This window comes from Micromonospora sp. WMMD812 (assembly GCF_027497215.1).
Classification (GTDB): domain Bacteria; phylum Actinomycetota; class Actinomycetes; order Mycobacteriales; family Micromonosporaceae; genus Micromonospora.
The window spans coordinates 448,606-473,216 of the sequence record NZ_CP114904.1 but is presented as its reverse complement, the minus strand read 5'-3'; the positions used below and the strand labels follow the sequence as shown (position 1 = coordinate 473,216).

General features: G+C 76.3%; 20 protein-coding genes, 1 pseudogene and 1 riboswitch. Of the genes and pseudogenes, 8 read left to right on the top strand and 13 right to left on the bottom strand.

Annotated features, from left to right (window positions below):
- Nucleotides 1–51 precede the first annotated feature (51 nt).
- The 8 genes from cbiE to cobN all read right to left on the bottom strand — a co-directional run bounded on the left by cbiE (nt 52) and on the right by cobN (nt 12,271).
- Nucleotides 52–1,368 carry a precorrin-6y C5,15-methyltransferase (decarboxylating) subunit CbiE gene (gene cbiE, locus O7603_RS02065; protein ID WP_348651048.1) on the bottom strand — a complete coding sequence of 439 codons (1,317 nt, stop codon included), beginning with the start codon at nt 1,366–1,368 and terminating at the stop codon, nt 52–54.
- Between the two features lie 349 nt (nt 1,369–1,717).
- Nucleotides 1,718–2,869, bottom strand: coding sequence for a cobalt-precorrin-5B (C(1))-methyltransferase (locus O7603_RS02060; RefSeq protein WP_281573962.1), 1,152 nt, complete (start codon nt 2,867–2,869; stop codon nt 1,718–1,720).
- Nucleotides 2,866–3,708 carry a precorrin-4 C(11)-methyltransferase gene (gene cobM, locus O7603_RS02055; RefSeq protein WP_281573961.1) on the bottom strand — a complete coding sequence of 281 codons (843 nt, stop codon included), beginning with the start codon at nt 3,706–3,708 and terminating at the stop codon, nt 2,866–2,868. The genes O7603_RS02060 and cobM overlap by 4 nt, the downstream gene beginning before the upstream one ends.
- Nucleotides 3,705–4,469, bottom strand: a complete 765-nt coding sequence (gene cobI / locus O7603_RS02050; protein ID WP_281573960.1) for a precorrin-2 C(20)-methyltransferase — start codon at nt 4,467–4,469, stop codon at nt 3,705–3,707. Before cobI ends, cobM begins: the two co-directional genes overlap by 4 nt.
- On the bottom strand, nt 4,466–5,869 hold the full coding sequence (locus O7603_RS02045; protein WP_281573959.1) for a cobyrinate a,c-diamide synthase: 1,404 nt from the start codon (nt 5,867–5,869) through the stop codon (nt 4,466–4,468). Before O7603_RS02045 ends, cobI begins: the two co-directional genes overlap by 4 nt.
- On the bottom strand, nt 5,866–6,477 hold the full coding sequence (gene cobO, locus O7603_RS02040) for a cob(I)yrinic acid a,c-diamide adenosyltransferase (protein ID WP_281573958.1): 612 nt from the start codon (nt 6,475–6,477) through the stop codon (nt 5,866–5,868). Before cobO ends, O7603_RS02045 begins: the two co-directional genes overlap by 4 nt.
- Nucleotides 6,477–8,606 carry a VWA domain-containing protein gene (locus O7603_RS02035; protein WP_348651047.1) on the bottom strand — a complete coding sequence of 710 codons (2,130 nt, stop codon included), beginning with the start codon at nt 8,604–8,606 and terminating at the stop codon, nt 6,477–6,479. The genes cobO and O7603_RS02035 overlap by 1 nt, the downstream gene beginning before the upstream one ends.
- Nucleotides 8,603–12,271 (bottom strand): cobaltochelatase subunit CobN, encoded by a 3,669-nt coding sequence (cobN, locus tag O7603_RS02030; protein ID WP_281573957.1) that lies wholly within the window; start codon nt 12,269–12,271, stop codon nt 8,603–8,605. The genes O7603_RS02035 and cobN overlap by 4 nt, the downstream gene beginning before the upstream one ends.
- 288 nt (nt 12,272–12,559) lie before the next feature.
- Nucleotides 12,560–12,689, bottom strand: a riboswitch (cobalamin riboswitch).
- A gap of 180 nt (nt 12,690–12,869) precedes the next feature.
- Here cobN and O7603_RS02025 point away from each other — a divergent pair.
- Entirely contained in the window at nt 12,870–13,595 is a 726-nt protein-coding gene (locus O7603_RS02025) for an MBL fold metallo-hydrolase (RefSeq protein ID WP_281573956.1), read from the top strand.
- 64 nt (nt 13,596–13,659) lie between these two features.
- On the opposite strand, the gene O7603_RS02020 is transcribed toward O7603_RS02025, so the two are convergent.
- Nucleotides 13,660–13,995: a hypothetical protein gene (locus tag O7603_RS02020; RefSeq protein WP_281573955.1), complete on the bottom strand. Its 336-nt coding sequence runs from the start codon at nt 13,993–13,995 to the stop codon at nt 13,660–13,662.
- A 107-nt stretch (nt 13,996–14,102) separates the two neighbouring features.
- Between O7603_RS02020 and O7603_RS02015 the strand changes: the two genes are divergently transcribed.
- Entirely contained in the window at nt 14,103–14,849 is a 747-nt protein-coding gene (locus O7603_RS02015) for a hypothetical protein (RefSeq protein WP_281573954.1), read from the top strand.
- Between the two features lie 38 nt (nt 14,850–14,887).
- Here the strand turns inward: O7603_RS02015 and O7603_RS02010 are convergent, their stop codons facing one another.
- Both O7603_RS02010 and O7603_RS02005 read right to left on the bottom strand, forming a co-directional pair.
- Nucleotides 14,888–15,784, bottom strand: coding sequence for an aldo/keto reductase (locus O7603_RS02010; protein WP_281573953.1), 897 nt, complete (start codon nt 15,782–15,784; stop codon nt 14,888–14,890).
- A gap of 119 nt (nt 15,785–15,903) precedes the next feature.
- The gene (locus O7603_RS02005; protein WP_281573952.1) at nt 15,904–17,139 is read right to left on the bottom strand and encodes an MFS transporter; all 1,236 of its coding nucleotides are present in this window, start codon (nt 17,137–17,139) and stop codon (nt 15,904–15,906) included.
- 149 nt (nt 17,140–17,288) lie between these two features.
- Between O7603_RS02005 and O7603_RS02000 the strand changes: the two genes are divergently transcribed.
- Nucleotides 17,289–18,278 carry a LacI family DNA-binding transcriptional regulator gene (locus O7603_RS02000; RefSeq protein ID WP_281573951.1) on the top strand — a complete coding sequence of 330 codons (990 nt, stop codon included), beginning with the start codon at nt 17,289–17,291 and terminating at the stop codon, nt 18,276–18,278.
- Nucleotides 18,279–18,546: 268 nt separating this feature from the next.
- On the top strand, nt 18,547–19,263 hold the full coding sequence (locus tag O7603_RS01995; RefSeq protein ID WP_281573950.1) for a phospholipase: 717 nt from the start codon (nt 18,547–18,549) through the stop codon (nt 19,261–19,263).
- Between the two features lie 21 nt (nt 19,264–19,284).
- On the opposite strand, the gene O7603_RS01990 is transcribed toward O7603_RS01995, so the two are convergent.
- Nucleotides 19,285–20,409: an FUSC family protein gene (locus O7603_RS01990; protein WP_281573949.1), complete on the bottom strand. Its 1,125-nt coding sequence runs from the start codon at nt 20,407–20,409 to the stop codon at nt 19,285–19,287.
- Between the two features lie 53 nt (nt 20,410–20,462).
- Here O7603_RS01990 and O7603_RS01985 point away from each other — a divergent pair.
- Nucleotides 20,463–21,418 (top strand): annotated as a pseudogene (locus tag O7603_RS01985) (AraC family transcriptional regulator).
- A 5-nt stretch (nt 21,419–21,423) separates the two neighbouring features.
- Nucleotides 21,424–22,590, top strand: coding sequence for an FAD-dependent oxidoreductase (locus O7603_RS01980; protein WP_281573948.1), 1,167 nt, complete (start codon nt 21,424–21,426; stop codon nt 22,588–22,590).
- A gap of 44 nt (nt 22,591–22,634) precedes the next feature.
- Here O7603_RS01980 and O7603_RS01975 read toward each other — a convergent pair whose 3' ends face one another.
- Nucleotides 22,635–23,063: an NUDIX domain-containing protein gene (locus O7603_RS01975; protein WP_281573947.1), complete on the bottom strand. Its 429-nt coding sequence runs from the start codon at nt 23,061–23,063 to the stop codon at nt 22,635–22,637.
- 257 nt (nt 23,064–23,320) lie between these two features.
- Between O7603_RS01975 and O7603_RS01970 the strand changes: the two genes are divergently transcribed.
- Together O7603_RS01970 and O7603_RS01965 are read left to right on the top strand one after the other, a co-directional pair.
- Nucleotides 23,321–24,151 (top strand): DUF3153 domain-containing protein, encoded by an 831-nt coding sequence (locus tag O7603_RS01970; RefSeq protein ID WP_281573946.1) that lies wholly within the window; start codon nt 23,321–23,323, stop codon nt 24,149–24,151.
- A gap of 109 nt (nt 24,152–24,260) precedes the next feature.
- Nucleotides 24,261–24,605: a hypothetical protein gene (locus O7603_RS01965; RefSeq protein ID WP_281573945.1), complete on the top strand. Its 345-nt coding sequence runs from the start codon at nt 24,261–24,263 to the stop codon at nt 24,603–24,605.
- Nucleotides 24,606–24,611 lie beyond the last annotated feature (6 nt).

The window sequence follows — 24,611 nt, the reverse complement described above, 5'->3', positions numbered from 1 at the left end:
CCGGGTCGGTCGCGGGGTCCGCGGCGGCGGGCGTCGAGGTAGGGGTGTCGGTCACGGGCGCTCCCCGGTGAGGACGACCACCGGGTTGGTGGCCGCGAGTCGGATCGAGCCGCCGGGCAGATCGGCCAGGCGGGCGGCGGAGAGCTGGACCCCCTCGACCGCGTAGCCGGCGGCCCGGAGCAGGTCGACGGCCGGACCGATGCGGTCGACGGCGGCGAGGGTGGCCACGATCCGCGGTGGACGGCGCGCCGCGACGGCCGCGAGCACGTCCGGCCCGCCGCCGCCGACGAAGACCGCGTCCGGCTCCGGCAACCAGGCCAGCGCCGGCGGGGCGGCCCCGGTCACCACCCGGACGTCGACTCGGTGCGCCGCCGCGTTGCGCCGGATCAGCGGCGCGGCGGCCGGGTCGCGCTCCACCGCGACCACGGCCGCGCCGAGCAGCGCGCACTCGATACCGACCGAGCCGCTGCCCGCCCCGACGTCCCAGATCAGCCGGCCGAGTCGGGGGCGCAGCCGGGCCACCACGAGTGCGCGGACCTCGGCTTTGGTGATCATCGAGTCACGGTGCGCGTAGGCGCTCTCCGGCAGCGCCCAACCGCCGTCCGGAGCGGCGGCCGGCTGGTTGTCCCGCCGCATCCCGGCCACTCCGGCGGCCACCGTCACGCCGCCGGCGAGTGCGGCGCCGTCCGGCGCGGTGTCGCTGTCGGCTGGCGCGGTGTCGCTGTCGGCTGGCACGGTGTCGTCGGCCGGTTCGGCGAGGCAGAGCACCACGTGCGGGTCGCCCCAGGTGCGCGCGGCGGCCCCGGCGGGTGTGGTCTCGACGACCCGTTCGGTGTCGGTGCCCAGGTGCTCGGCCACCACGAGCCGGCGCGACCAGCCGGCCAGTCCTGCCCCGATCTCGGCCGCCCCGGCACCGGGCGCGGTGAGCACCGCGACCGCGGGCAGCGCCCGGCAGGCGTTCAGCGCCGGGTGGAGGTCGCGCCCGTGCGCGCTGACCACGGTCGCGTCGTCCCAGGACCGGCCGGACCGGGCGAACGCCGCGGCGACGCTGGACACCGCCGGCACGACCCGCGGGCGCAGCCCGGCGGCGCGCAGCCGGCGCACGATGCCGAAGAAACCGGGGTCACCGCTGGCCAGCACGACGGCGGGGGTCCCGGCGGCTCGGGCGGCGACTAGCCGGTCCACCGCCGGGGCGAGCGGCCCCAGGGTGACGGTGGCACAGCCGGGCGGCAGCGGCACCGCGGCCAGGTGCCGGGCCGCGCCGACCACCAGGCCCGCGCCGACCACGGCCGCCTCGAGTCCCGGGTACGGTGGCCGGCCCGCGGCGTCGATCCCGACCACGGTCACCGTGGCCGGCTCGCTCGTCACGCCGCCCACCACCCGGTCGCGGCGACCGCTCGGGGGCCGAACGCCCCGCGAAGCCCAGACGCGGCCTCGCGGCCGGGCACTGCCGCGCGACGGCCGGACACCGCCCCGTAAAGGCCCGAGGCGGCTGCGGTCCGTCCCGGCTCGGCGTGTCGGCCGGCGGGGAGCACTTCGCTGATGGGCGTCATGACTCTGCGCCATAAATATGCCGGAGAGTCATAACGCTCGTAGGCACACACCCCAGGGCCAAGGTCACCCAGCGTCACGACGCCCCGTGCCGGGCCAGGGTCAGCGCTCGGTGTCGGGCCACGGTCGCCCGTCACGGCGTCCCGCGACGGGCACGGAGGGGGCGTCATGCGGCCCACCGGCCCGAGGAGGCGACCAGGCGAGAGCCGGCGAAGTCCACCATGGCCACGTCGACCGTGACGGCGTGCTCGGCGAAGCGGCGCAGCACCTGCTGGACGCGACGGCAGAGCAGGTCCCCGGCCGGGCCGAGCAGTCCGGCGGCCTCCCACAGCTCGTACGCGTGCCGCCCGGTGTTCGCCGCGGTCACCGCCGCGGCCACCTCGGGTGTGCCGCCGGCCTCGGCGGTGACCGCGCCGAGCAGGGAGAGGTCCACCTTGGAGCGGGTGTAGTGGGTCATCAGCACGCCGGCGGCGAGCTTCGCCAGCTTGCCGGCCATCCCGACGAACACCACCCCGGTCAGGCCGTCGGCGACGGCAGCGGTGACCGCCGCGCCGGTGAAGTCGCCGACCTCGACGAAGCAGACCTCGGGCAGCTCCGGCAGCAGCGCCCGGGCCGCCCGCTCGGTGCGCCCGCCGGTGCAGAGCACGACGGTCCGCTCCCCCTGGGCCGCCATCACGTGGACGGCCTGCACCACGCTGGCCCGCCAGGAGGCGGTGGAGAACGGCCGGACGATCCCGGTGGTGCCGAGGATCGAGATGCCGCCGAGGATGCCGAGGCGCCGGTTGGTGGTCTTGCGCGCCATGATCTCGCCCCGCGGCACGCTGATCACCACGCGTACGCCGACCCGGGTCAGGTCGACCACCTCGCCGACGGCGGCGGTGATCATGCGGCGGGGAGTCTCGTTGATCGCCGGCCCGCCGACCGGCAGACCCAGCCCGGGCTTGGTCACGGTGCCGACGCCCGGTCCGCCGGCCAGGCGCAGGCCCGGCTCGGCCCGCCAGTCCGCGCTCGCGGTCAGTTCCGCGCCGTGGGTGACGTCCGGGTCGTCGCCGGCGTCCTTCACCACGACCGCCTCGGCGCGGGTGGGCGGGCCAGGGATCAGGTCGCAGCGGGCCACCTCGAAGGTGACCCGCCGGCCGGCGGGAAGCCCGATCTCGACCTCCCCCTGCGGGACCCCGGAGACCAGCGCGGTCACCGCGGCCTTCGCCGCCGCCGTGGCGCACGCCCCGGTGGTCCAGCCGGTGCGCAGCGCGGTGGGCCGGGCCTTCGCGGTACGCGGCAGGTCCGGCTCGCGCAGCGGCGGCTCGGCGTACGTCATGCCGGATCGCCGCCGGCCCGCCGCGCCTGGCGGAGCTCGGCCCGGGCGGCGGGTTCGGCCCGGCGGAACGTGTGGAAGTGCCCGGGGTGGTACAGGTGTGAGCGGGTGCCGGTGGCGGCGAGCGCCGGGCCGACCAGGAAGAGCGTGTGCTTCCAGAGCCGGTGCTCCTTCACCCTCGCGGCGAGGGTGCCGACCGTGCAGCGCACCACCAGCTCGTCGGGCCAGGTCGCCTGGTACGCCACCACGGCCGGGGTGTCCGCCGGATACCCGCCGGCCAGCAGCTCGGCCTGCACCTGCCCGGAGCGGGCGGCGGAGAGGAAGAGCGCCATGGTGGTGCCGTGCCGGGCGAACTCGCGTACCCGCTCGCCCGGCGGCATCGGGGTCTTGCCGCCTTCGAGGCGGGTGAGGATGACCGACTGGGCGACCTCGGGGATGGTCAGTTCCCGCCCGACGATCGCCGCGACCGCGGTGAACGACGACACCCCGGGCACGATCTCCACCGCCAGGCCGAGCGCCCGGCACAGGTCGAGTTGTTCCTGCACCGCGCCCCACAGCGCCGGGTCGCCGGAGTGGATCCGTGCCACGGTGAGCCCCTCGGCGGCGGCGCGTTCGTAGAGCGGCAGCACGCCCTCGATCGGCAGTCGCGCGGAGTCGACGATCTCGGCGTCGGGCCGGGCGTGCTGGAGCACGTCGGCGTGGACCAGGCTGGCCGCCCAGATCACGATGTCGGCGGCGCCGATCACGCGGGCGGCGCGCAGGGTCAGCAGGTCCGCGGCACCCGGGCCGGCGCCGACGAACCACACGGTGCCCGTCGTCGCCGGAGTGTGGTCGGTGGTCACAGCTTTCCTCCCCGGCGGTCCCGGCGGGCCGGGACCAGCAGCGTCGACAGGTACGGCAGGTCGTCGTCGGGCTCGGTGGCCGGGCCGATCCGTTCGCCGGGCAGTCCGAGGCCGCGGCCGAGCACCGCGTCGTCGAGGCGGTCGCGCCGACGCAGCGCGGCGACCAGCTCGGGGTGGCGGCGCCAGCCCTTGTAGGCGACCACGGTCCCCGGGCCGGCCAGGGCGTCCTCGAACAGCGCCAGCCCGGCGGTGGCCGGCAGCAGGGTCAGCGGCTCGCGTCCCTCGCAGAGCGGCACGCCGCTGCGCGCCGCGAGGTCCTGCATGGCGGTGACACCGGGCACGGTGCGCACCTCGACCGTCGGGCGCAGCGCCCGGACGCCCTGGGCGAGGTAGCCGAAGGTGGAGTAGACGTTGGGGTCACCGATGGTGGCGAAGGCGACCGCGCGGGCGCCGCCGTCCATCGCGGCGACGACCGTCCGGGCCGCCTGGTTCCAGGCGCGTTCCCGGCGGGCGGTCACCCCGCCCCGGTCGTCGAGGGCGAACGGCAGCCGGCGCAGTCGGGCCGCGGCCACGTGCGCGAGCACGGTGGTCTCGGCCCGGCCGGGCGGCGCGTCGCGCTCCGCGGCGAGCCGGTCCAGCACGGGTACGAACACCACGTCGGCCTCGCGCAGCACCCGGACCGCCTTGACGGTGAGCAGCTCCGGGTCACCCGGACCGACGCCCACCCCGGTCAGCGTGGACACGCCGTCCGACGCGCTCACGAGGCCGCCGCCTCGACCAGGCGGCGGGCGGCCTCGGGGTGGCCGGCCCAGTGGGTGTGCAGGTAGGAGGCGTGCACCCGGCCGGCGACGAAGCCGCGGTTCTGGCCGTCCCAGCGCCACGCCGGGGCGTCGCCGTGCCCCGGGTCGGTGACCGTGCGGTGAAACTCGTGCCCGCGTACCGGCTCGCCGGCCCGGTGCAGCGGGGAGTCGCTGGCGACGACGGCATCGCGGTAGCCGAGGGTGAGCCTGCCCGTCATCCGGGCGGTGAGGTCGAGCCGTCCGCACATCGGCACCCCGTCCAGGGCGCGGCCGAGGTAGAGCAGGCCGGCGCACTCGGCGACCACCGGGCCGGCGAAGTCGGCCAGCTCGGCGCGGAGCGCGGTGTTGGCGGCGAGCTGGTCCGCGTACGCCTCGGGGAAGCCACCGCCGATCACCACCGCGCGGGTGCCGGCGGGCAGCGCGGAGTCGCGCAGCGGGTCGACGCTGGCGACGGTCGCGCCCGCCGCGGTGAGCAGTTCGGCGGTCTCCGCGTACGAGAAGGTGAAGGCCGCGCCGCCGGCGAGCGCCACGACCGGGCGGCCGGCGCCCGCCGGGCCGCCGACGGCGGCGACCGGGTCCCAGGCCGGCGCGGTCAGCGACGGGGCGGTACGGGCCAGGTCGAGCACCGCGTCGAGGTCCACGGTGGACTCGACGAGGTCCGCGAGGGCGCGCACCACGGCGACGGACTCCGGCGCCCGCTCGGCGACCGGCACCAGCCCGAGGTGTCGCGAGGGCGCGGCGACCTCGGCCGTCCGGGTGACCGCCCCGAGCACCGGTACGTCCACCTCGGCGAGCGCGTCGCGCAGCAGCGTCTCGTGCCGGGGCGAGCCGACCCGGTTGAGGATGACCCCGCCGAGGCGCACCCGGGGGTCGAAGGCGGCCATGCCGAGTGCCAGCGCGGCGGCCGACCGGCCCTGGGCGGTGGTGTCCAGCACCAGCAGCACCGGGGCCTCGACGAGCCGGGCGACGTGCGCGGTGGAGGCGTGACCGCGCCGGCCGACCGCGCCGTCGTGCAGGCCCATCACGCCCTCGACGACGGCGATGTCGGCCGGTGTGGGCGCGCTCGCGCCGTGCCGCAGCAGCGGCGCGATCCGCTCCTCGCCGACCAGCCAGGGGTCGAGGTTTCGGCCGGGCCGGCCGGCGGCGAGGGCGTGGTAGCCGGGGTCGATGTAGTCGGGGCCGACCTTGTGCGGGCTGACCGTCAGGCCCCGCCGGCGCAGCGCGGCGAGCAGGCCGGTGGCGATCGTGGTCTTGCCGTGCCCGCTCGCCGGGGCGGCGACCACCACCCGGGGCAGCGCCCACGGCGCCGCCGGGCCCGGTGTCGGACCCGGCGTCGCGGCCTCGTCGGATCGCGGGCTCACCACTCGATGCCCTTCTGGCCCTTCTGGCCGGCGTCCATCGGGTGCTTGACCTTGGTCAGCTCGGCGACCAGGTCGGCGGCCTCGACCAGGCGCCGGTCGGCGTCCCGGCCGGTGATGACGACGTGCTGGAAGCCCGGCCGGGCGGCGAGGGTGTCGACCACCTCGTCCACGTCCACCCAGCCCCACTTCATCGGGTAGGTGAACTCGTCGAGCACGTAGAGCCCGTACCGCTGCGCGGCCAGGTCCCGCTGGATCTGTCGCCAGCCCTCCAGGGCGTCCGCGGCGTGGTCGGCCTCGCCGCCGCGCTGGATCCAGGACCAGCCTTCGCCCATCTTGTGCCAGGCCACCGGGGCGCCCTGTCCGGTGCGCTCGTGCACCTCGCCGAGCGCACGGAAGGCGTTCTCCTCCCCCACCCGCCACTTGGCGCTCTTCACGAACTGGAACACCCCGATGGGCAGGCCGGCGGTCCAGGCGCGCAGCGCGAGCCCGAACGCGGCGGTCGACTTCCCCTTCATCTGTCCGGTGTGGACGAGCAGCAGCGGACGGTGGCGCCGCTGCCGGGTGGTGAGTCCGTCGGCGGGAACGTGGGTCGGCTTCCCCTGCGGCATCAGGCGGCGCTCCTTCGCGGCTGGGCCTCGGCGTTCGCGATCGTGCGGTTTGTGCCCCTTCCGTGCCCGGCTTCGTCCGGTCCGCCGGAGCGGAGGGTGCCCGATCGCGAGAGGTGGGTGAGTGCGGTGAGGGGGTGGAGGGGGGCGTTCAGGGTCGCGGCCAGGCGGGCGGCCAGGTGGAGGCGGACCGGGCCGGACTCGCAGTCGACGACGACGCACGGGGCGCCGGTGGCGGCGAGCACGGTGGCCGCGTGGGCGGCCCGCTCCAGCGGACGGTCGCCGGCGGTGGCCCGCCCGTCGGTGAGCACCAGCACCAGGGGGCGGCGGCGCGGGTCGCGGAGCCGCTCCACCCGCAGCAGCTCGACGGCGGCGAGCAGGCCCTCGGCGAGCGGTGTACGCCCGCCGGTGGGCAGCTCGGCGAGCCGGGCCGACGCGGCGAGCACCGACGAGGTGGCCGGCAGCAAGGTCTGCGCTCCGGCGCCCCGGAAGGCGACCACGGCCACCTTGTCCCGCCGCTGGTACGCGTCGGTGAGCAGGGCGAGCGCGGCGCCCTTGACGTCGGCCATCCGCTGGCGGGCGCTCATCGACCCGCTCGCGTCAACCAGGAAGAGCACCAAGTTTCCCTCACGCCCCTCGCGGATCGCCTCGCGCACGTCGGCCGGGCGCAGCCGCAGCGGGCCGGCATTGCGGCCGCGGGCCACCTGGTGCGGAGCGGCGGCGCGGACGGTGGCGGGCAGGTGCAGCGCGCCGGCCCGCCCGCCGCTCGGAACCCGCGCCCCGCTGGTGCGGCCCCGGCCGGTGCGGGCCCGGGACCGCCGGCCGGGTACCCCGTCGCCGACGCCGGGCGCGGTGAGCAGCCGGGCCCGCAGGCCGGCCCGCGGTGCGGCCACCGGGGTTACCCCGGCGGACGGGCTGCCGGCCGGGTCGGCGTCGGAACGACCCCGGTCGTCGGCGTCCCGTCCGGCCGCGGCCCGATTCCGGCCGTCCGAGCCTCGTTCGCCGTCGGCGGGGTCCGGGCCGTCCACGCCCGGGCCACCCGACGGGTGCTGCGGGCCGCCGTCCGGGTCGTCGGGCGGACCGCCCGACGGGCCGCCGGGTGGGTCGTCGTCCGGATCGTCGCCGCCGGCCCGGTCCAGGGCCTCGTCGAGCCGCTTCTCGTCCAGCCCCGGCGTGTCGAACGGGTCGCGGCGGCGCCGATGCGGCAGGGCCAGCCGCGCGGCCACCCGGACGTCGTCCACGGTGACCCGGTCGCGGTCGTGCCAGGCGGCGTGGGCGATCGCCGTGCGGGCGGTGACGATGTCGGCGCGCATACCGTCCACGTCGAACGCGGCGCAGACCTCGGCGATCTGCCGCAGCGCGGCGTCCGGCAGCAGCACCCGGTCGAGCCGGTCGCGCGCGGCGGCGACGCGCCGGGCGATCTCGGCGTCGGCGTCGGCCCAGCGGGTGGCGAAGCCGGCCGGGTCCGCGTCGGCGGCGAGCCGGCGACGGACCACCTCCACCCGGACGGCCGGGTCCCGGCTGGCTCCCACCTCGACGGTGAGCCCGAACCGGTCGAGCAGCTGCGGGCGCAGCTCCCCCTCCTCCGGGTTCATCGTGCCGACCAGCAGGAAGCGGGACGCGTGGCTGACCGACACGCCCTCCCGCTCGACGTGGCTGCGGCCCATGGCGGCCGCGTCGAGCAGCAGGTCCACCAGGTGGTCGTGGAGCAGGTTGACCTCGTCGACGTAGAGCACCCCGCGGTGGGCGGCGGCGAGCAGGCCCGGCTCGAAGGCGCGTACCCCGGCGGCGAGGGCCTTCTCCAGGTCCAGCGAGCCGACCACCCGGTCCTCGGCGGCGCCGACCGGCAGCTCGACCAGCCGGGCCGGGCGCCGTTCGGTGCCGACGCCGGTCGGGTGCGGGCCGTCCGGGCAGCCCGGGTCGGGTGCGGCCGGGTCGCACGCGAAGCGGCAGCCGGTCACGTGGTCGACCGGGGGCAGCAGGGCGGCCAGGGCCCGCACCGCGGTGGACTTCGCGGTGCCCTTCTCGCCCCGGACCAGGACCCCGCCGATGGCCGGGCTGACCGCGTTGAGCAGCAGGGCGAGACGCATGTCGTCCATGCCGAGCACCGCGCTGAACGGAAACGTGGTCATGCCCGGTCCTCCAGGTCGCCCTCGCTGGCCAGGTACGTCTCGCGGAGCCGGTCGAGGGTCGCCGGGTCGGGTTCGGCCCACAGCTTCCGGTCGGCGGCCTCGAGCAGCCGTTCGGTGATGCCGCGCAGCGCCCACGGGTTCGACTCCTCCAGGAACGCCCTGGTGGTGGGATCGAAGACGTACGCGGCGGCCAGGTGCTCGTACATCCAGTCGTCGACCACGCCCGCGGTGGCGTCGTAGCCGAACAGGTAGTCCACGGTCGCGGCCAGCTCGAACGCGCCCTTGTAGCCGTGTCGACGCATCGCCGCGATCCACTTCGGATTGACGACCCGGGCGCGGAACACCCGCCGGGTCTCCTCACCCAGCGTCCGGGTGCGCACGTCGTGCGGCATCGCCGAGTCGCCCACGTACGCGGCGGGCGCGGCGCCGGTGAGGTGGCGGACCATCGCCACCATGCCGCCGTGGTACTGGAAGTAGTCGTCGGAGTCGACGATGTCGTGCTCGCGGGTGTCCTGGTTCTTCACCGCCACCGCGATCCGGGCGAAGGAGCGTTCCATGTCGGCCCGCGCCTCCCGCCCGTTCAGCCCCCGGCCGTAGGCGTAGCCGCCCCAGACGGCGTACACCTCGGCCAGGTCGGCGTCGCTGCGCCAGTTCCGGGCGTCGATGAGCGGCAGCAACCCCGCCCCGTACGCCCCGGGCTTCGAGCCGAAGATCCGGGCGGTGGCCCGCCGCTCGTCGCCGTGCTCGGCCACGTCGGCGGTGACGTGGGCGCGGACGAAGTTGCGCTCGGCCGGCTCGTCCAGGGCGGCGACCTGCCGAACCGCGTCGTCGATCAGCGCCACCACGTGCGGGAAGGCGTCGCGGAAGAAGCCGGAGATGCGGACGGTGACGTCGATCCGGGGGCGGTCCAACTCGGCCAGCGGCACCACCTCGACGCCGGTGACCCGGCGGGACCGGTCGTCCCAGGTGGGGCGGCAGCCGAGCAGCGCCAGGACCTCGGCGATGTCGTCGCCCTGGGTCCGCATCGCGCTGGTGCCCCAGACGGTGAGCCCGACCGAGCGCGGGTACTCGCCGGTGTCGGTGAGGTGGCGGGCCAGCAGCGAGTCCGCGAGGGCGACGCCGACGTCCCAGGCGTTGCGGCTGGGGATCGCCTTGGGGTCCACGGAGTAGAAGTTCCGGCCGGTGGGCAGCACGTTCACCAGGCCCCGGGTGGGCGAGCCGGACGGGCCGGGCGGGACGAACCGGCCGTCGAGGGCGGCCAGGGTGTGCGTCAGCTCGTCGGTGGTCCGGTCGAGCCGGGGCACCAGCTCGGTGGCGGCGAACCGGAGCACCGCCTCGGCGTCCGGGATCGACCGGCCGGTCACCTCGCCGACCACCGCGCCGACCTGGGCGGCGTCCCACCCGAGGGTCTCCATGCCGACGACCAGCCGGCGGGCGAGCGCCTCGATGAGGTCGACGGCGTCGGCGGCGGTGGCGGCCGGCCCGTCCACGGTGTCGGTGAGCGCCGCCGGCACGGCCATCCGCGCGCCGGGCTCGGCGAGCAGCGCCGCCTCGTCGAGGCCGTAGCCGGCGGCGAGGGCCTGCCGCAGGCCGGGCAGCGCGCGGCTGCCGCCCCAGACCTGCGGCGCGCGCAGCACCGCCAGGACCAGGTTGACCCGGGGCTCGCCGGTGGGCGCGGCGGCCAGGACGTGCAGGCCGTCGCGGATCTGCACGTCCTTGACCTCGCACAGGTACCCGTCGAGGTGCAGCACGAAGTCGTCGAAGTCGTCGGCGTCGGGCATGTGCTCGGCGTGCAGGTCGTGGTGCAGCTCGGCGGCGCGGACCAGCGCCCAGATCTGCGCCCGCACGGTCGGCACCTTCGCCGGGTCGAGGGCCTGCACGGTGGCGTACTCGTCGAGCAGCTGCTCCAGCTTCGCCAGCTCGCCGTACGTCTCGGCGCGGGCCATCGGCGGCACCAGGTGGTCGACGACCACGGCGTGCGCGCGCCGCTTGGCCTGGGTGCCCTCGCCGGGGTCGTTGACGATGAACGGGTAGACCAGCGGCAGGTCGCCGAGGACGGCGTCCGGGGCGCAGTCGGCGGCGAGCCCGAGGCCCTTGCCGGGCAGCCACTCCAGGGTGCCGTGCTTGCCGAGGTGCACGACGGCGTCCGCGCCGAAGCCGCCGTCGGCCGGGGGCGCGGCGAGCCACCGGTACGCGGCCAGGTAGTGGTGGCTCGGCGGCAGGTCCGGGTCGTGGTAGATGGCGATCGGGTTCTCGCCGAAGCCGCGGGGCGGCTGGATGAGCAGCACCACATTGCCGAAGCGCAGCCCGGCGAGCACGACGTCGCCGCCGTCGGTGTAGAGCGCGCCGGGCGGCTCGCCCCAGTGGGCGCGCATCCGTTCCCGCAGCTCGCCGGGGATCTGGTCGAACCAGCGCCGGTAGACCTCGCCGGGCACCCGGGCCTCGGCGGCGGCGAGCTGCTCCGGGGTGAGCCATTCGACGTCGTGGCCGCCGGCGGCGATGAGCGCGTGGATCAGCGCGTCCCCGTCGTCGGGCGGCGGCGCGTCGCCGAGGTGGTAGCCGGCCTCGGCGAGCTGGGCGAGCAGCCGCACCGCGGAGGCGGGGGTGTCCAGGCCGACCGCGTTGCCGACCCGGGAGTGCTTGGTCGGGTACGAGCTGAGCACGACGGCGAGGCGCTTGTCGGCGTTCGGCAGCCGGCGCAGCCGGCTCTGGCGGACGGCGATGCCGGCGACCCGGGCGGCGCGTTCGGGGTCGGCGGCGTACACCGACAGGCCGTCGGGGTCGATCCGCTTGAACGAGAACGGCACGGTGATGATCCGGCCGTCGAACTCGGGAACGGCCACCTGCATGGCCGCGTCCAGTGGGGACAGCCCGGCGTCCGAGGCGGCCCACTGGTCGCGGGTGCTGGTCAGGCAGAGCGCCTGGATAACCGGTACGTCCAGCGCGGCGAGCGCGCCGACGTCCCAGGCGTCCTCGTCGCCGCCGCCCGACGCGTCGGCGGCGACGGTGCCGCCGGCGGCGAGCACGGTGACGAGCAGGGTGTCGCAGCGGGCGAGCAGGTCGTACGGGCCGTCGCCGGCGGTCAGCCCGCGCAGCGAGCCGCAGTAGACGGGCAGCGGGTTGCCGCCGGCCGCCTCGACCGCGTCGGCGAGGGTGTCGACGAACCCGGTGTTCCCGGCGAGCGCGTGCGCCCGGTAGAAGACGATCCCCACCGTGGGGCGGTCCGGGTGCGCCGGGCGGTCGCCGTGGACACCGTGGGTCGGGGTGGGCGCCGGCGGCGCGAAGCCCTCACCGGTGAGCAGCACCGTGTCGGAGAGGAACCGGGCCAGCTCGGCCAGGTTGGCGGGGCCGCCCTCGACCAGGTACGCGAGCGCCTGGGTGGCCACCCCGGACGGCACGGTGGACGCCGCCATCAGCTCCGCGTCCGGCACCGACTCGCCGCCGAGCACGACCGTGGGCACGCCGGAGGCGAGCACCGCGGCGAGCCCGTCCGGCCACGCCGGGGGGCCGCCGAGCAGCCGTACGACGGCGAGGTCGACGCCGTCGAGCAGCGCGGGCACGGAGTCGGCGTCGACGCGGGCCGGGTTGGCCAGCCGGTAGTCGGCGCCGCTGGCGCGGGCGGCCAGCAGGTCGGTGTCGGCGGTGGAGAGCAGCAGGGTGCGCACGGACAGCTCCGGAGAGTGACGCCCGGATCGCCGCGTGGGCGGCCGGGCGGGCGGGTGGGCGCGGGGTCAGCGACCGCGTCGGGCCGCCGGCGGGGTCGTCGGCCACGGGCCGACGCCGACGGGCGGCGCGGGGCGTACGTCAGTGGCCGGCGCGGCCGGATGCGAGGCCGACGTCTCCGCCGGAGGTGAATGCGGGCCGGTCACGGCGATCGCCGGCGGCGCTGCGGACGCGGTGCGTCATCGGGTCCTCCTCGGGTGTCCACGCCCTGGGGTACGTCCCGACGGCCGAAGTATCCTGGCTCCCGGATCGACGCTCACCCCCGGCCTTCCAACCGCGCACGCACGGCCGTGGCTCACGAGGGGGGATCGCTCCCCGGTGACAGTGGCGGGACCGCGCCGGAATCGCACCGGCTTCCTTCACTGCCGTCAGGCCGCGAATGCTGCCACACCCGTCCGACGCCGGTCAACGCCGCCCCCGCTGGTCACCGTCGCCCAAACCATCGATTGATGACGATGTCGGAGTGGAACGCCCGGTGTGGACGGTGGCCGGGCATAGGATCGGGCCGGCACGAGCGACCGGCTCGGATCGACGGGGAGGATGACGGCCATCATCGCCATGCGGTTCCACCATCTCGCCGGTCGCGTCTGGCTCTGCCCGGGCGATCCGGACCCGGAGGCCGTCCAGGCCGGCGTCGCCGTCGTGGCCGACGAACGCGGCAGTGTGCTGATCGACGCGGGGCAGAGCCCGGCGCACGCCCGCGAGATCCGCGCCGCCCTGGACGCCGCCGGGCTGCCGCCGCCGCGCTGGCTGGTCTACACCCACCACCACTGGGACCACGTCTGGGGCGCCTGCGCCTGGCCCGGCGTGGAGATCGTGGGACACGTCACGGGTGGCGAGTTGCTGCGGGCCGAGGCGGCCCGGCCGTGGAGCCACCGTTACCTACGCGAGCAGGTCCGCGCCAATCCGCGGCTCGCCCCGAGCTTCCGGGCCCGGGCGTTCGCGGTGGACTCCTGGGACGACTTCGCGGTGCTGCCGCCCACCCGCACCTTCACCGACGAGGAGGAGCTGCCGGTCGGCGTACGGCTGCGGCACGTCGGCGGCGCGCACGCGCCGGACTCGACAGTGGTGCTGGTGCCGGACTCCGGCGTCATGCTCCTCGGCGACTGCTACTACCCGCCACCCGCGCACCTGCGCGAGCCCGCGGACGGCCTCGACGTCGCGCTGCTCCGCCGGCTGCTCGACGAGGACTACCGGTGGTACGTGTCGAGCCACGGCGACGCGATGACCCTGGAGCAGGCCCGGGCGGAGATCGACGGCGCCTGAGCCGGCACGCCGGCGCCCATCCCGGGTCGCGCGTCATCCGGCGGCCGGCGGGGCGCGGGACCGGTCAGCGCATCCGGCGCTCCGGGTGGGCCCGGTTCCAGGCGCGCATCCGCTCGGGGTAGCCGGTGCGGGCGGCCTCGTACAGCGGGACGGCGCGGCGGCGGGCGATGTCGGCCGCCGCCCGCGGCGAGCCGGTGCGCCGACGGATCCATTCGCCGTCGTGGGCGATCGCCACCACCGTGGTGTCGGTCGCCGTGGTCTCCGGCTCCAGGTAGAACTCCACACCCTGCCGGCTGGTGACGAACGCCTCCAGCGCGGCGAGGTCCTCCCGGGTCGCCTCCCGGTCGAGCTTCGTCGGTGCCCCGTGGGCGGCGCGTGACCGCCGGTTGAACCAGCCCATGCCCCCTCCTCTCCTCGGTGCTCCTCCAGTGCAGCACCGTTTCCTGTCAATCCGCTGCGAGCCGGATGGGAGCGACCTGACCCCGGCGACCTCGGTAGGGTCGGGCCGTGGCCGGAGTGACGGTGGCGGTGCGGGCGGCCGCCGACAACGCTCAGTGGTGCGGCAGCGTGTGCGCCAGCCACGGCCTGGCCGGGCGGACCGACGCGGACGCCTGGTCGGTGCCGCGCCGCTCGCCGCCCTGGTACCCGGACGCCGTCACGCTGCGGCCCGGGGTCCGCGCCGCCGTCCTGCTGAACCGCATCGACGACGGCCCGGGCGCGTCGGTGAAGGACAGCTTCGCCGACCTCGACCTCGCACCGTACGGCTTCCGCGTGCTCTTCGCCGCCGACTGGATCCACCGGCCACCCGCCGACCCGCCGGCGCTGGGCGAGCCTGCCGCCGACGCGCCCGCCGCTCGCCGGCCCGGGACCGGGCGGTCCGCCGCTCAGCGGCCCGGCGCCGTGCCGCTGACTCCGGTGACCAGCCCGGACCGGTTGGCCGCCTGGGCGGCCGCGCACGGCGGCGGCGCGCTGTTCCGCCCGGAGTTGCTGGCCGACCCCCGGGTGACCGTGCTGGCCCGGTACGCGCCCGACGGGTCGGTCGCCGGCGGCGCCGTGCTCCACCGCAGCGGCCCGGCGACCGGGGTCTCCAACGTCTTCGCCGTCGGCGACGGCGTGGCGGAGATCTGGGCCGGGATCTGCGCGACCCGACCCGGGGCGCCGCTGGTCGGCTACGAGTCCGGGCCAGACCTCGATCCGGCGCTACGGGTCGGCTTCGCCCGGGTCGGGCCGCTGCGGGTCTGGCTGCGCGACTGAGGATCGCCGGGTGGGCGGGCCGGCCCTGGCCGGCGGGCTCAGCCGAGACGGGCCAGGTCCTCCGGGGTGAGCCGCACCGCGCCGGCGGCGACGTTGGCCGCCAGGTGCGCCGGGTTTCCGGTGCCGGGGATGGCCAGCACGTGCGGGCCCTGGTGCAGGGTCCAGGCCAGCCGCACCTGGTGCGGGGTGACCCCGTGGGCGTCGGCGACGGCCAGCACCGCCTCGTTCGCCTCGGCCGACGCGCCCGCCTCCCGCCGGGTGCCGGCCAGCGCGAAGAACGGCACGTACGCGATCCCGCGCTCGCCGCAGAGGCGGACGAAGGCGTCGTCCTCCCGGTAGGCGTCCACCCCGTAGGCGTTCTGCACGCAGACCACCGGCGCGATGTCCCGGACCTCGTCGAGGTGCTCCGGGCGGATGTTGGAGAGCCCGAGGTGGCGGATGAGCCCCGCCGCCCGCAGTTCGGCCAGGGCCCCGAAGCGGTCCGCCAACGGAACCGGCGTGGGCCGCTTGTAGGCCCTCAGGTTGACCAGGTCGAGGTGGTCCCGGCCGAGCCGGCGCAGGTTCTCCTCGACCTGGGCGCGCAGCCGCTCCGGGGTGAGCGCCTCGGTGAAGCCGCCCTCCGGGTCGTACCCGGGACCGACCTTGGTCGCGATCACCAGGTCGTCCGGATACGGCGCGAACGCCGCGCGGATCAGCTCGGTGGCGAACCGCGGGGGCCCATCCCCGACATCCAGGGTGCCGCCGGGCGAGACGTAGAAGGCGGCGGTGTCGATGTGGTTCACGCCCAGCTCGACCGCGCGGCGCAGCACCGCGACCGCGCGCTCCCGGTCCGGGTGGGCGGTGATCCGCATCGAGCCGAAGCCCATCCGGTTGACGGTCCGGTCGCCCAGCGTCCAGGTGCCCGCGGCGGCCGCGGTGATCTCGTCGGTTGGCATCCGGCGACCCTAACCAGCGGCGGTGCGCGGCGCAGTCGGCCGCGCACCCGATACCGCGGAACACCGATCCCCGCTAGGTTTGATGCACTGGACGTGATGCGTGCGCGTCGGCGCCCCGGCTACTCGGAGCCGGCCGGGCGGGGCGCGCGGAGCACCGGCACCAGCGCCAGGGTCGGCACCAGCAGCAGCGGCACCACGAGCAGCGCGCGCAGCGTGCCCACCCGGTCGCCGAGCAGGCCGAGCAGCGGCGGCCCGGCGAGGAACGCGGTGTAGCCGATCACCGCGACGACGCTGACCCGTACGTGCGCCTTCTCCTCGTCGTCCGCCGCCGCGCTCATTCCGACCGGGAAGCCGAGCGACGCGCCGAGCCCCCAGAGCGCGACGCCGGCGACGGCCACCAGCCCCGAGCCGGCCAGGACGGCCAGGGCGGCGCCGACCGCGGCGAGCAGGATCGTGCCGGTCAGCACGGGCACCCGGCCCCACCGGTCCAGGGCGATGGTGCCGGCGGTACGCCCGATGGTCATGCCGAGCACGAATACGCCGAACACCGCGGCGCCGGCCGCCTCGCTGAGGCCGTGACCGTCGACGAAGGCCACCGCCAGCCAGTCGTTGGCGCTGCCCTCGGTGAACGCCATCACCAGCGTCAGCAGGCCGATCAGCAGGGTGCGCGGCTCGCGCCAGGCGGCGAGCAGGGCGCGCCGTCGCCCGGCCGGGGTCGGCGTGGCCGTCGTGCTCGTGGCCGGCGGCAGGAAGAACCGCGCCGCGACCAGTGTGCCGGCCAGCACCACCACCGCCACGGCGGTGAGGTGGACGCCGACCGGGAGACCCACCCGGGCCGCCCCGGCGCCGAGCCCCGCCCCGGCCACCGACCCGAGGCTCCAGGCCGCGTGGAAGCGGGGCATGACGGTGCGCTCCAGGCGCCGCTCGACCGCCGCGCCCTCGACGTTCATCGCCACGTCGCAGCTGCCGGAGCCGTAGCCGAACGCGAACAGGCCGAGCGCAACACCGACGACCGAGCCGGCGAGACCGGCAGCCAGCCCGGCGCCGGTGAGGCCGAGAGCCACCAGGCAGGTGGAGAACTGGACCGTACGCGCCGCGCCGAGCCGTTGGCTGACCAGCCCGGCGGTGGGCATCGCGAGCAGCGCCCCGGCCGAGATGGCCAGCAGCAGCAGACCGAGCCGTCCGGCGCTGAGTTCCAGCGCCTCACGGGCCGCCGGCACCCGGGAGAACCAGGTTGCCACGGCGAGCCCGTTGAGGGTGAACACGACGGCGACGCCGTTCCGGGCGGCCCGCACCACCCGGGGTACGGCCGGCGCGGTCGCCGGGTTGACGGTGGGCGCGGTGGCGGGGCTCACGGGGGGCGGTTCCTCTCCTCGGACGGTGTCTCCACCTGATCCCACCCCTGAGAGCGCTCTCACGACAACCCGGTTCTACCCCTGTCCTTCGTCACACCCGCGCGGGATGATGCCGGCATCGGACCATCGGCCACCCGGGGAGGACCGCCATGACCACGTCCGCAGCGCGACCCGCCACCCTGGAGGACGTCGCCCGGGTCGCCGGCGTGTCGCGGGCGACGGCGTCCCGGGTGCTCGCCCGCACCGGCTCGGTCTCGCCCGCCACGCGCGATCGCGTCGCCGCCGCGGCCAAGCAGCTCGGCTACGTGCCCAACCAGGCCGCCCGGGCGCTGGTGCGCGGCTCCGGCGTCCGGCTGGCCGTGGCGGTCACCGGCAGCACCGACGCGGTCCTCGACGACCCCTACATCGACCGGGTGGTGGCCGCCGCCGCCCGGGTGTGCGGTCCGCAGGGGCTCGGCGTGACCCTGCACTGGCTGCCCCGACACGCCCCGGAGACGCTGCGCCGGCTGGTCGCCGACCGGGGGATCTGCGGGGTCGTGCTCGTCAACACCACGAGCCCGGTGCTGGACGCGGTGCCCCGGTCGTTGCGCGGTCGGGTCGCGTCGATCGGCATCGGCTCACCCGCGGTGCCCGCCTTCGACGTCGACAACGGCGCCGGCGCCGAGGCGGTGCTGCACCATCTGCACGCCACCGGCCGGCGGCGGATCGCGATGGTGACCGGTCCCCGGTGGCTCGTCTGCGCCGAGCGTTCGGTGCACACGTACCGGCGGATGGCCGGCGAGGCGGGGCTGCCCGTCCGCCTGGTACGCGGGGACTTCACCGCGGCCCGCGGCCGCTCCGCGGCGCACGAGGTGCTGGAGCGGTGGCCGGACACCGACGCCGTCTTCGCGGCCAGCGACGCGACCGCGCTCGGGGTGATCGCCGGTCTGCGCCAGACCGGCGTGCGGGTGCCCGGTGACGTGGCGGTGGCCGGCTTCGACGATATCCCGCTCGCCGAGCTGAGCACCCCGGCGCTGACCACGGCCAGCCATCCGGTCGGGCGGATCGCCACCGCGGCGGCGCAGGCGGTGCTCGACCGTCGCGCGGTCCCACCGGTGACGTTCTTCCCGTCCGCCCTGGTGGCGCGGGACAGCGCCTGAGCCCGGCCCCGGGCGACGGCCGCGGGCTCGCAGCGGGGCAGGCTCGCAGCGGGGCAGGCTCGCAGCGGGGCAGGCTCGCAGCGGGGCAGGCTCGCAGCGGGGCAGGCCGCCGGCGCGGCGGCCCGGCGGCCGGGCCGGCGGCGGGCGGCGTGGCGGCGGGCGGCGCGGCCGCGGGCGGGCACGGCGGCAGGCGATGGTAGCGGCGGTTAACCGGCGGTGGGTGGGGTAACCGCGGCGCACACCCCGCCGACAGCGAGGAGCGGTGATCGTGTCCGAACCCGCGCCGCCGCACCGGCAGCCGGAGGAGAACGCCCGGCACGGCCGGCTGACCGCCCGGCCCGTCGCGCCGGTGGGCCCGGCCGCCGCCGGTCTGCTGCCGCTCACCGATCCCCAGGGCGGGCCGCTCGCCCTGCTGTACGCCCCGGAGCCGGTCACGGAGCGGCCGTACCGGCTGGTGGTGCTCCTGCACGGGGCCGGCGGCGAGGCGCGTCAGGCGCTGGACCTGATGCTCCCGCTCGCCGACGCGCACCATCTGCTGCTGGCCGCGCCGCAGGCGGCGGCGAGCAGCTGGGACCTGATCGTCGAGGGGTTCGGCGTGGACGTGCGGCGCATCGACGCCCTGCTGTCCCTGATCTTCGCCGCGTATCCGGTCCGGGACGTGGTGCTCGGTGGCTTCTCCGACGGCGCGTCGTACGCCCTCTCGCTCGGCCTGACCAACGGCGATCTGGTCGCCGGCGTGGTGGCCTTCTCGCCCGGCTTCGCCGCGCCGCTGGTGACCCACGGCCAGCCGCGGGTCTTCGTCTCGCACGGCGTCGACGACCGGGTGCTGCCGGTGGACGTGTGCAGCCGCCGGCTGGTGCCGCGCCTGCACGACCTCGGCTACGAGGTGAGCTACCAGGAGTTCCCCGGTGGCCACGAGGTCCACACGGACATCCGCGAGGCCGCCGTCACCTGGCTCACGTCCCTCCCCGAACCGGTCCCCTGACCCGGGCCTCCGCGGCTCGGGTCAGACCGGGGGAAGCCCGAGGGCCTGGTCGACGCGGCCGAGGACGGTGGCGTCGTCGTCGGCGCCGACGCCACGGAGCAGGTCGATGGCGGTCGCCCGCACCTGCCCGATGATCATGACGAGCGGCAGCGTCTGGCCGGGGGTGAAGAGCCCACCGGCGGTACGCACCGCGGCCAGCGCCGCCTCGTCGGCCCGCGCGGCGTGCCCGTCGGCGACCTCGTCGCGGCCCTCCAGGTCGGCGGCGAGCGCCTCGCCGGCGGCGCGCACCGCCTCGGCCAGCGCCCGCAGCGCCACCCCGAGGTCGGTCGGCACCGGCACCGGCAGCCGGCTGAGCGTCACCCCGGCCCGGGCGAGCACCCGGACGTTGCGGACCACGTAGTCGATCTGCCGGATGGCGGTGTCCACCGAGCGCAGCCGGCCGATGTGCCGGCGCCGGCGCAGGTTCAGCCAGAGCGCCTCCCCGGCGGCGAGGACCCCGTCGCGCAGCCGGTCCACCCGGGCGTCCATGCCGCGGGCCTGCTCCAGCGCGGCGACCGCGGCCGGTTCGTCGTGCCGGTCCAAGGCGTCGGCGATGTCGGCGAGCAGCCCGGCAAGGGCGTCGAAGGTGGCCCGGACCTCGGCGACCAGCGGGGCCAGCGGCCGCCGGACGTCGAGCAGTTGACTGGCGGCGATCGCGATCGCGCCGCCGATCAGGGCGTCGACGAAGCGGAACGGCACCAGCGACTCCGTTGGCGGCGCGACCACCACCAGGTAGAGGGCGGAGACGGCCGCCTGCACCAGGGTGACGCCGGTCGCGCCGACCGCCGCGGCGAGGGTGACGGTGAGCAGGATGACGGTGAAGACGGTCCACGTGGAGCCCCGGCCGAGGGCCTGGATCACCAGGTCGGCCACCAGTACGCCGCCGGCCACCCCGAGCACCACCTCGACCGCCCGGCGCAGCCGCTGGCCCCGGGCCTGACCGAGGACGATGAGCGCGGCGGCCGGGGCGAAGAACGGCTGCGGGTGCCCGATCACCTTCGCCGCCAACACCCAGGCGATGGTCGCGGCCAGCGTCGCCTCGAGCACCGGACGCCACCCCTGGCGCAGCCGCCCGGCAGCAATCCGGAACCAGCTCCAGCGGATCATCGCCGCCTCCTCGCCGGCCCTTGTGACCATACGTGATCGTCTACCATCGGGCGGTGGATCCGCTCACCGGGCTGCTCGACGGACCCCGGCCCGGGGCGCCTTCCTGCTGCGGTCGGTGCTCGACCCGCCGTACGCGCTGCGGATCGAGGATCGGGCCCCGTTGACCGTCGCGACGCTGGTCCGCGGCGTCGCCTGGGTGGTTCCGGACGCCGGTCACCCGGTGGCGCTGCACCCCGGCGACGTGGCGGTGCTGCGCGGCCCGGACGCGTACACGGTGGCCGACGACCCGGCCGCCCCGCCGCAGGTGGTCATCCACCCGGGCCAGCGCTGCACGACGCTGCGCGGCGAGCCGCTGGCCGAGTCGATGGCGATGGGCGTCCGCACCTGGGGCACCGGGGCGGACGGGTCGACCGTGCTGCTCACCGGGACGTACCAGCTGCCCGGCGAGGTGAACCGCGGCCTGCTGGCGGCGCTGCCGCCGGTGCTCGTGGTGGCGGCCGACGAGTGGCGCAGCCCGCTCGCGCCCCTGCTCGCCGAGGAGCTCGCCCGGGACGAGCCCGGCCAGGCAGCCGTGCTGGACCGGCTGCTCGACCTGCTGCTCATCGGCGCGCTGCCGATCTGGTTCGCCCGGCGGGGCGCCGCGCCCGGCTGGTACCGGGCCGCCGCCGACCCGGTGGTGGGCCCGGCGCTGCGGCTGGTGCGCGACGATCCGGCCCGGCCGTGGACGGTCGCCGCGCTGGCCTCCGAGGTCGGCGTGTCCCGGGCGGCGCTGGCCCGCCGCTTCAGCGAGCTGGTCGGGGAGCCGCCGATGAGCTACCTGACCGGGTGGCGGCTGACGCTCGCCGCCGACCTGCTGCGCGAACCGGACGCGACGCTCGCCGCGGTGGCCCGGCGGGTGGGCTACGGCAGCCCGTTCGCGTTGAGCGCCGCGTTCCGGCGGGTCCGCGGGGTCAGTCCTCGCGAGTACCGGGCCGCCACCGGCCCGCGTCACGGAACCGGTAAGGAGTGATCGGGATGGGTGACCCTCGCGCCGTCGTGGTCGGCGGAGGCATCGGCGGGCTGAGCGCGGCGCTGGCCCTGCACCGGCGCGGCTGGCGGGTCACCGTGCTGGAACGCGCTCCGCGACTGCGCGAGGTCGGCGCCGGGCTGACCCTGATGGCGAACGCGCTGCGCGGGCTGGACGTCCTCGGGCTCGGCCCGGCGGTCCGCCGCGACGGCCACGCCGAGACGCCGGGTGGCATCCGCGCCTCGACGGGACGCTGGCTGTCCCGGGTGGACGGCGCGGAGCTGACCCGGCTGCTCGGCACCACGGCGCTCGGCATCCACCGGGCCACCCTGCACCGACTGCTGCGCGACGCGCTGCCCGCCGAGGCGCTGCGCACCGGTGCCGAGGTGGTCGACGTGGACACCGATCCGTCCCGCGCCGAGGTCCGGTACCGGCACGACGGCACGGCGGAGACGGTCGACGCCGACCTGGTGGTCGGCGCCGACGGCCTGCACAGCGTGCTTCGCGCCCGGCTCTGGCCCGAGTCGCCACCGCCGGTCTACGCCGGCTCCACCGCCTGGCGGGCGGCGATCGACTGGCCGGCGCCGGTGCCGGCGGCGATCACCTGGGGACCGGGGGCCGAGTTCGGCATGGTGCCGCTCGGCGACGGCCGGGTCTACTGGTACGGCGCGGTCAACGCCCCGCCCGGCGGGCACGCCCCGGACGAGCTCGCGGCCGTCCGGGAACGCTTCGGCTCCTGGCACGACCCGATCCCTGCGCTGCTCGCCGCCACCCCGCCCGGGGTGGTGCTGCGCAACGACATCCACCACCTGGCCATCCCGCTGCCGACGTACGTGCGGGGGCGGGTGGCGCTGCTCGGCGACGCCGCGCACGCGATGACCCCGAACCTGGGCCAGGGCGCCTGCCAGGCGATCGAGGACGCGGTGGTGCTCGGCGCCGCCTGCGCCGGCGGGGCCGACGGGCTCCCGGCCGCGCTGGCGGCGTACGACCGGCAGCGCCGCCCGCGCAGCCAGGCGATCGCCCGGGCCGCGTACCGGACCGGCCGGTACGGCCAGCAGCTGCGCAACCCGGTGGCCGTGGCGGCACGCGACGCGCTGCTGCGCCTGACGCCGGCCCGCGCCGCGCTGCGGGGCATGGCCCGGTACGCCGACTGGCAGCCCCCGGATTCCGCCTGAGCCCGGTCGAGGTCGGCGGTGGACGGCGGCCAAACCGGGCCCGGTCAGCCGGTGGCGGCCGCGGCCAGCCGGGCGTACTCCGGCGAGGCGAGGAACCGGGTCAGCACCTCGGCGGTGCCCGGTGTGTACGGCCGACCGTCGAGCACCTCGGCCGCCGACAGGAACACGATCGCCGCGCCCTCGCCGAGCACCACGTCCTCCTGGCGGGCCCGCGTCGGACCGGAGAAGTAGTGAAACACCCGATCCAGCGCCGGCATCTCCTGGGTGGTGAAGAAACGCAGGCCCTGCTCGGCCCGGAGGCCGGTCTCCTCCCACAGCTCCCGCTCGGCGGTCTGCTCCGGGGTCTCCCCCGGCTCGGCGTGCCCACCCGGCAGTCCCCACAGGTTCGGGTGGTACACCGCGTGGCCGTCGCGCAGCTGCATGAGCAGCCGTCCGTCCCGGTCCACCAGCAGCACGCACGAGATCGAGAACATGGCCGCAGCCTACCCAGGCCGGCCGACGATGAGGGTGGCGGCGGCCTCCGGGCGGGAGTGGCGGCAGGGCCGCGGCCGGGCACGGACAATCGCGGCGCCGGTCGACGTTGGACGTCCGGAATGGACAAACCCTTCAGGATATCCATTCCGTTGATTTTCGGCCTCGGCCGAACGTGACAGCGCGCTGGTAAGATCGGCGACTGCGTTGTGACTGATCACCGACTGCTGTGGTGATAGCGATCACACACACTCGTTCCATGAATACGAGATTCACCCGCGGCAGGGCACTCCGCGTCGCGGTGTGTCTCGCGTTGGTCGCCGCACTCAGCGGCTGCATGCAACTCCATGTCGGGCTCACCGTGAACGTCGACGACACGGTCGACGGCCAACTTCTCCTGACGGCGCAGAAGTCCCTGCTCACCGCCCGGAAGATGACCGTCGAGGCCGGCTTCGCCGAGCTGCGGCAGAACATCCCGGCGCTGCCGCCCGGCGAGGAGAGCCGGTATGAGGACGCGAAGCTGTACGGTTCTCAGATCACCTACCGGAAGACGCCGTTGAGCGATTTCAACAGGGAGAGCCTGAAACTGGTCCGGGACGGCGATCTCTACCGGTTCACCCTGCCACTCGATCCGCAGAAATACGGCGGAAAACTGGCCGAGCAGAACCCGCAGAACCAACAGGCTTTCCTGCGGTTGATGTCGTTCGAGATATCGGTGACGTTCCCCGGTCGGGTGCTCGACTCCAACGGCACGGTCACCGGTCGGTCGGTCAGCTGGAAGGTCGACGCGAACCAGGAGAAGCCGATCGAGTTGCGGGCGCTCGCCGAGGCCCCACCGCGTCCGTCGGCGTCGGCGGCGACCGGCACCAACGACGGGAGCGGCTTCCCGTGGCTGCCGGCCGCCGGCGGGGCGGTGATCCTGCTCCTGGTCGCCGTCGTGGTCGTCCTCCTGCTGCGACGCTCCCGCCCGACGCCGCCGGCGGGCACCGGCGCGGCGGTTCCGGCACAGCCGTCCGGCCCCGCCGCGCCCCCGCCCGGCGGCCCGCCCGCACCGGGCACCCCGCTGGCCGAGCCGCCACGGTCCGGCTGACACGCCCGCCGGCCCACCCACGGGCCGACCCGACACCGGCGACCTCCACGCGCCGGCCCGCACCACCTCACCCCGGTCGCACCACCGCACAACCGAAGGGGGGATCGCCGTGAACGATCTCTTCACCTGGGCCGCCCTCGGCAGCCTCACCGGCGCCAGCGCCGCGACGCTGCTGGCCACCAACGTCATCGGCGGGCTGATCGGCCCGAGCGGCGACAAGGCACGCAAGTGGATAGCGGTAGGCATCGCGCTCGCCCTGTCCTACGTCACGGCGGCGTTCGCCACCGACGCCGGTGCCGAGAAGTGGATCATCGCGTTCTTCAACGGGCTGGTCATCTTCTCCGCCGCCCTCGGCATCAACCAGCTCCCGCCCGGCAACCGGCAGGCGACGCAGGCGTCGCCGACGCAGGTCACGCAGGGCCGCGAGCCCCGCATCATCCGCTCCTGGGTCTGAGGGAGT

Coding starts and splice junctions, on each gene's coding strand:
- O7603_RS02025 (WP_281573956.1), top strand. CDS start 12,870: ATGACGGCCATCATCGCCATGCGGTTCCACCATCTCGCCGGTCGCGTC.
- O7603_RS02000 (WP_281573951.1), top strand. CDS start 17,289: ATGACCACGTCCGCAGCGCGACCCGCCACCCTGGAGGACGTCGCCCGG.
- O7603_RS02010 (WP_281573953.1), bottom strand. CDS start 15,784: ATGCCAACCGACGAGATCACCGCGGCCGCCGCGGGCACCTGGACGCTG.
- O7603_RS01975 (WP_281573947.1), bottom strand. CDS start 23,063: ATGTTCTCGATCTCGTGCGTGCTGCTGGTGGACCGGGACGGACGGCTG.
- O7603_RS01990 (WP_281573949.1), bottom strand. CDS start 20,409: ATGATCCGCTGGAGCTGGTTCCGGATTGCTGCCGGGCGGCTGCGCCAG.
- O7603_RS01980 (WP_281573948.1), top strand. CDS start 21,424: ATGGGTGACCCTCGCGCCGTCGTGGTCGGCGGAGGCATCGGCGGGCTG.
- O7603_RS01970 (WP_281573946.1), top strand. CDS start 23,321: ATGAATACGAGATTCACCCGCGGCAGGGCACTCCGCGTCGCGGTGTGT.
- O7603_RS02020 (WP_281573955.1), bottom strand. CDS start 13,995: ATGGGCTGGTTCAACCGGCGGTCACGCGCCGCCCACGGGGCACCGACG.
- O7603_RS02035 (WP_348651047.1), bottom strand. CDS start 8,606: ATGACCACGTTTCCGTTCAGCGCGGTGCTCGGCATGGACGACATGCGT.
- cobO (WP_281573958.1), bottom strand. CDS start 6,477: ATGCCGCAGGGGAAGCCGACCCACGTTCCCGCCGACGGACTCACCACC.
- O7603_RS02060 (WP_281573962.1), bottom strand. CDS start 2,869: ATGACGTACGCCGAGCCGCCGCTGCGCGAGCCGGACCTGCCGCGTACC.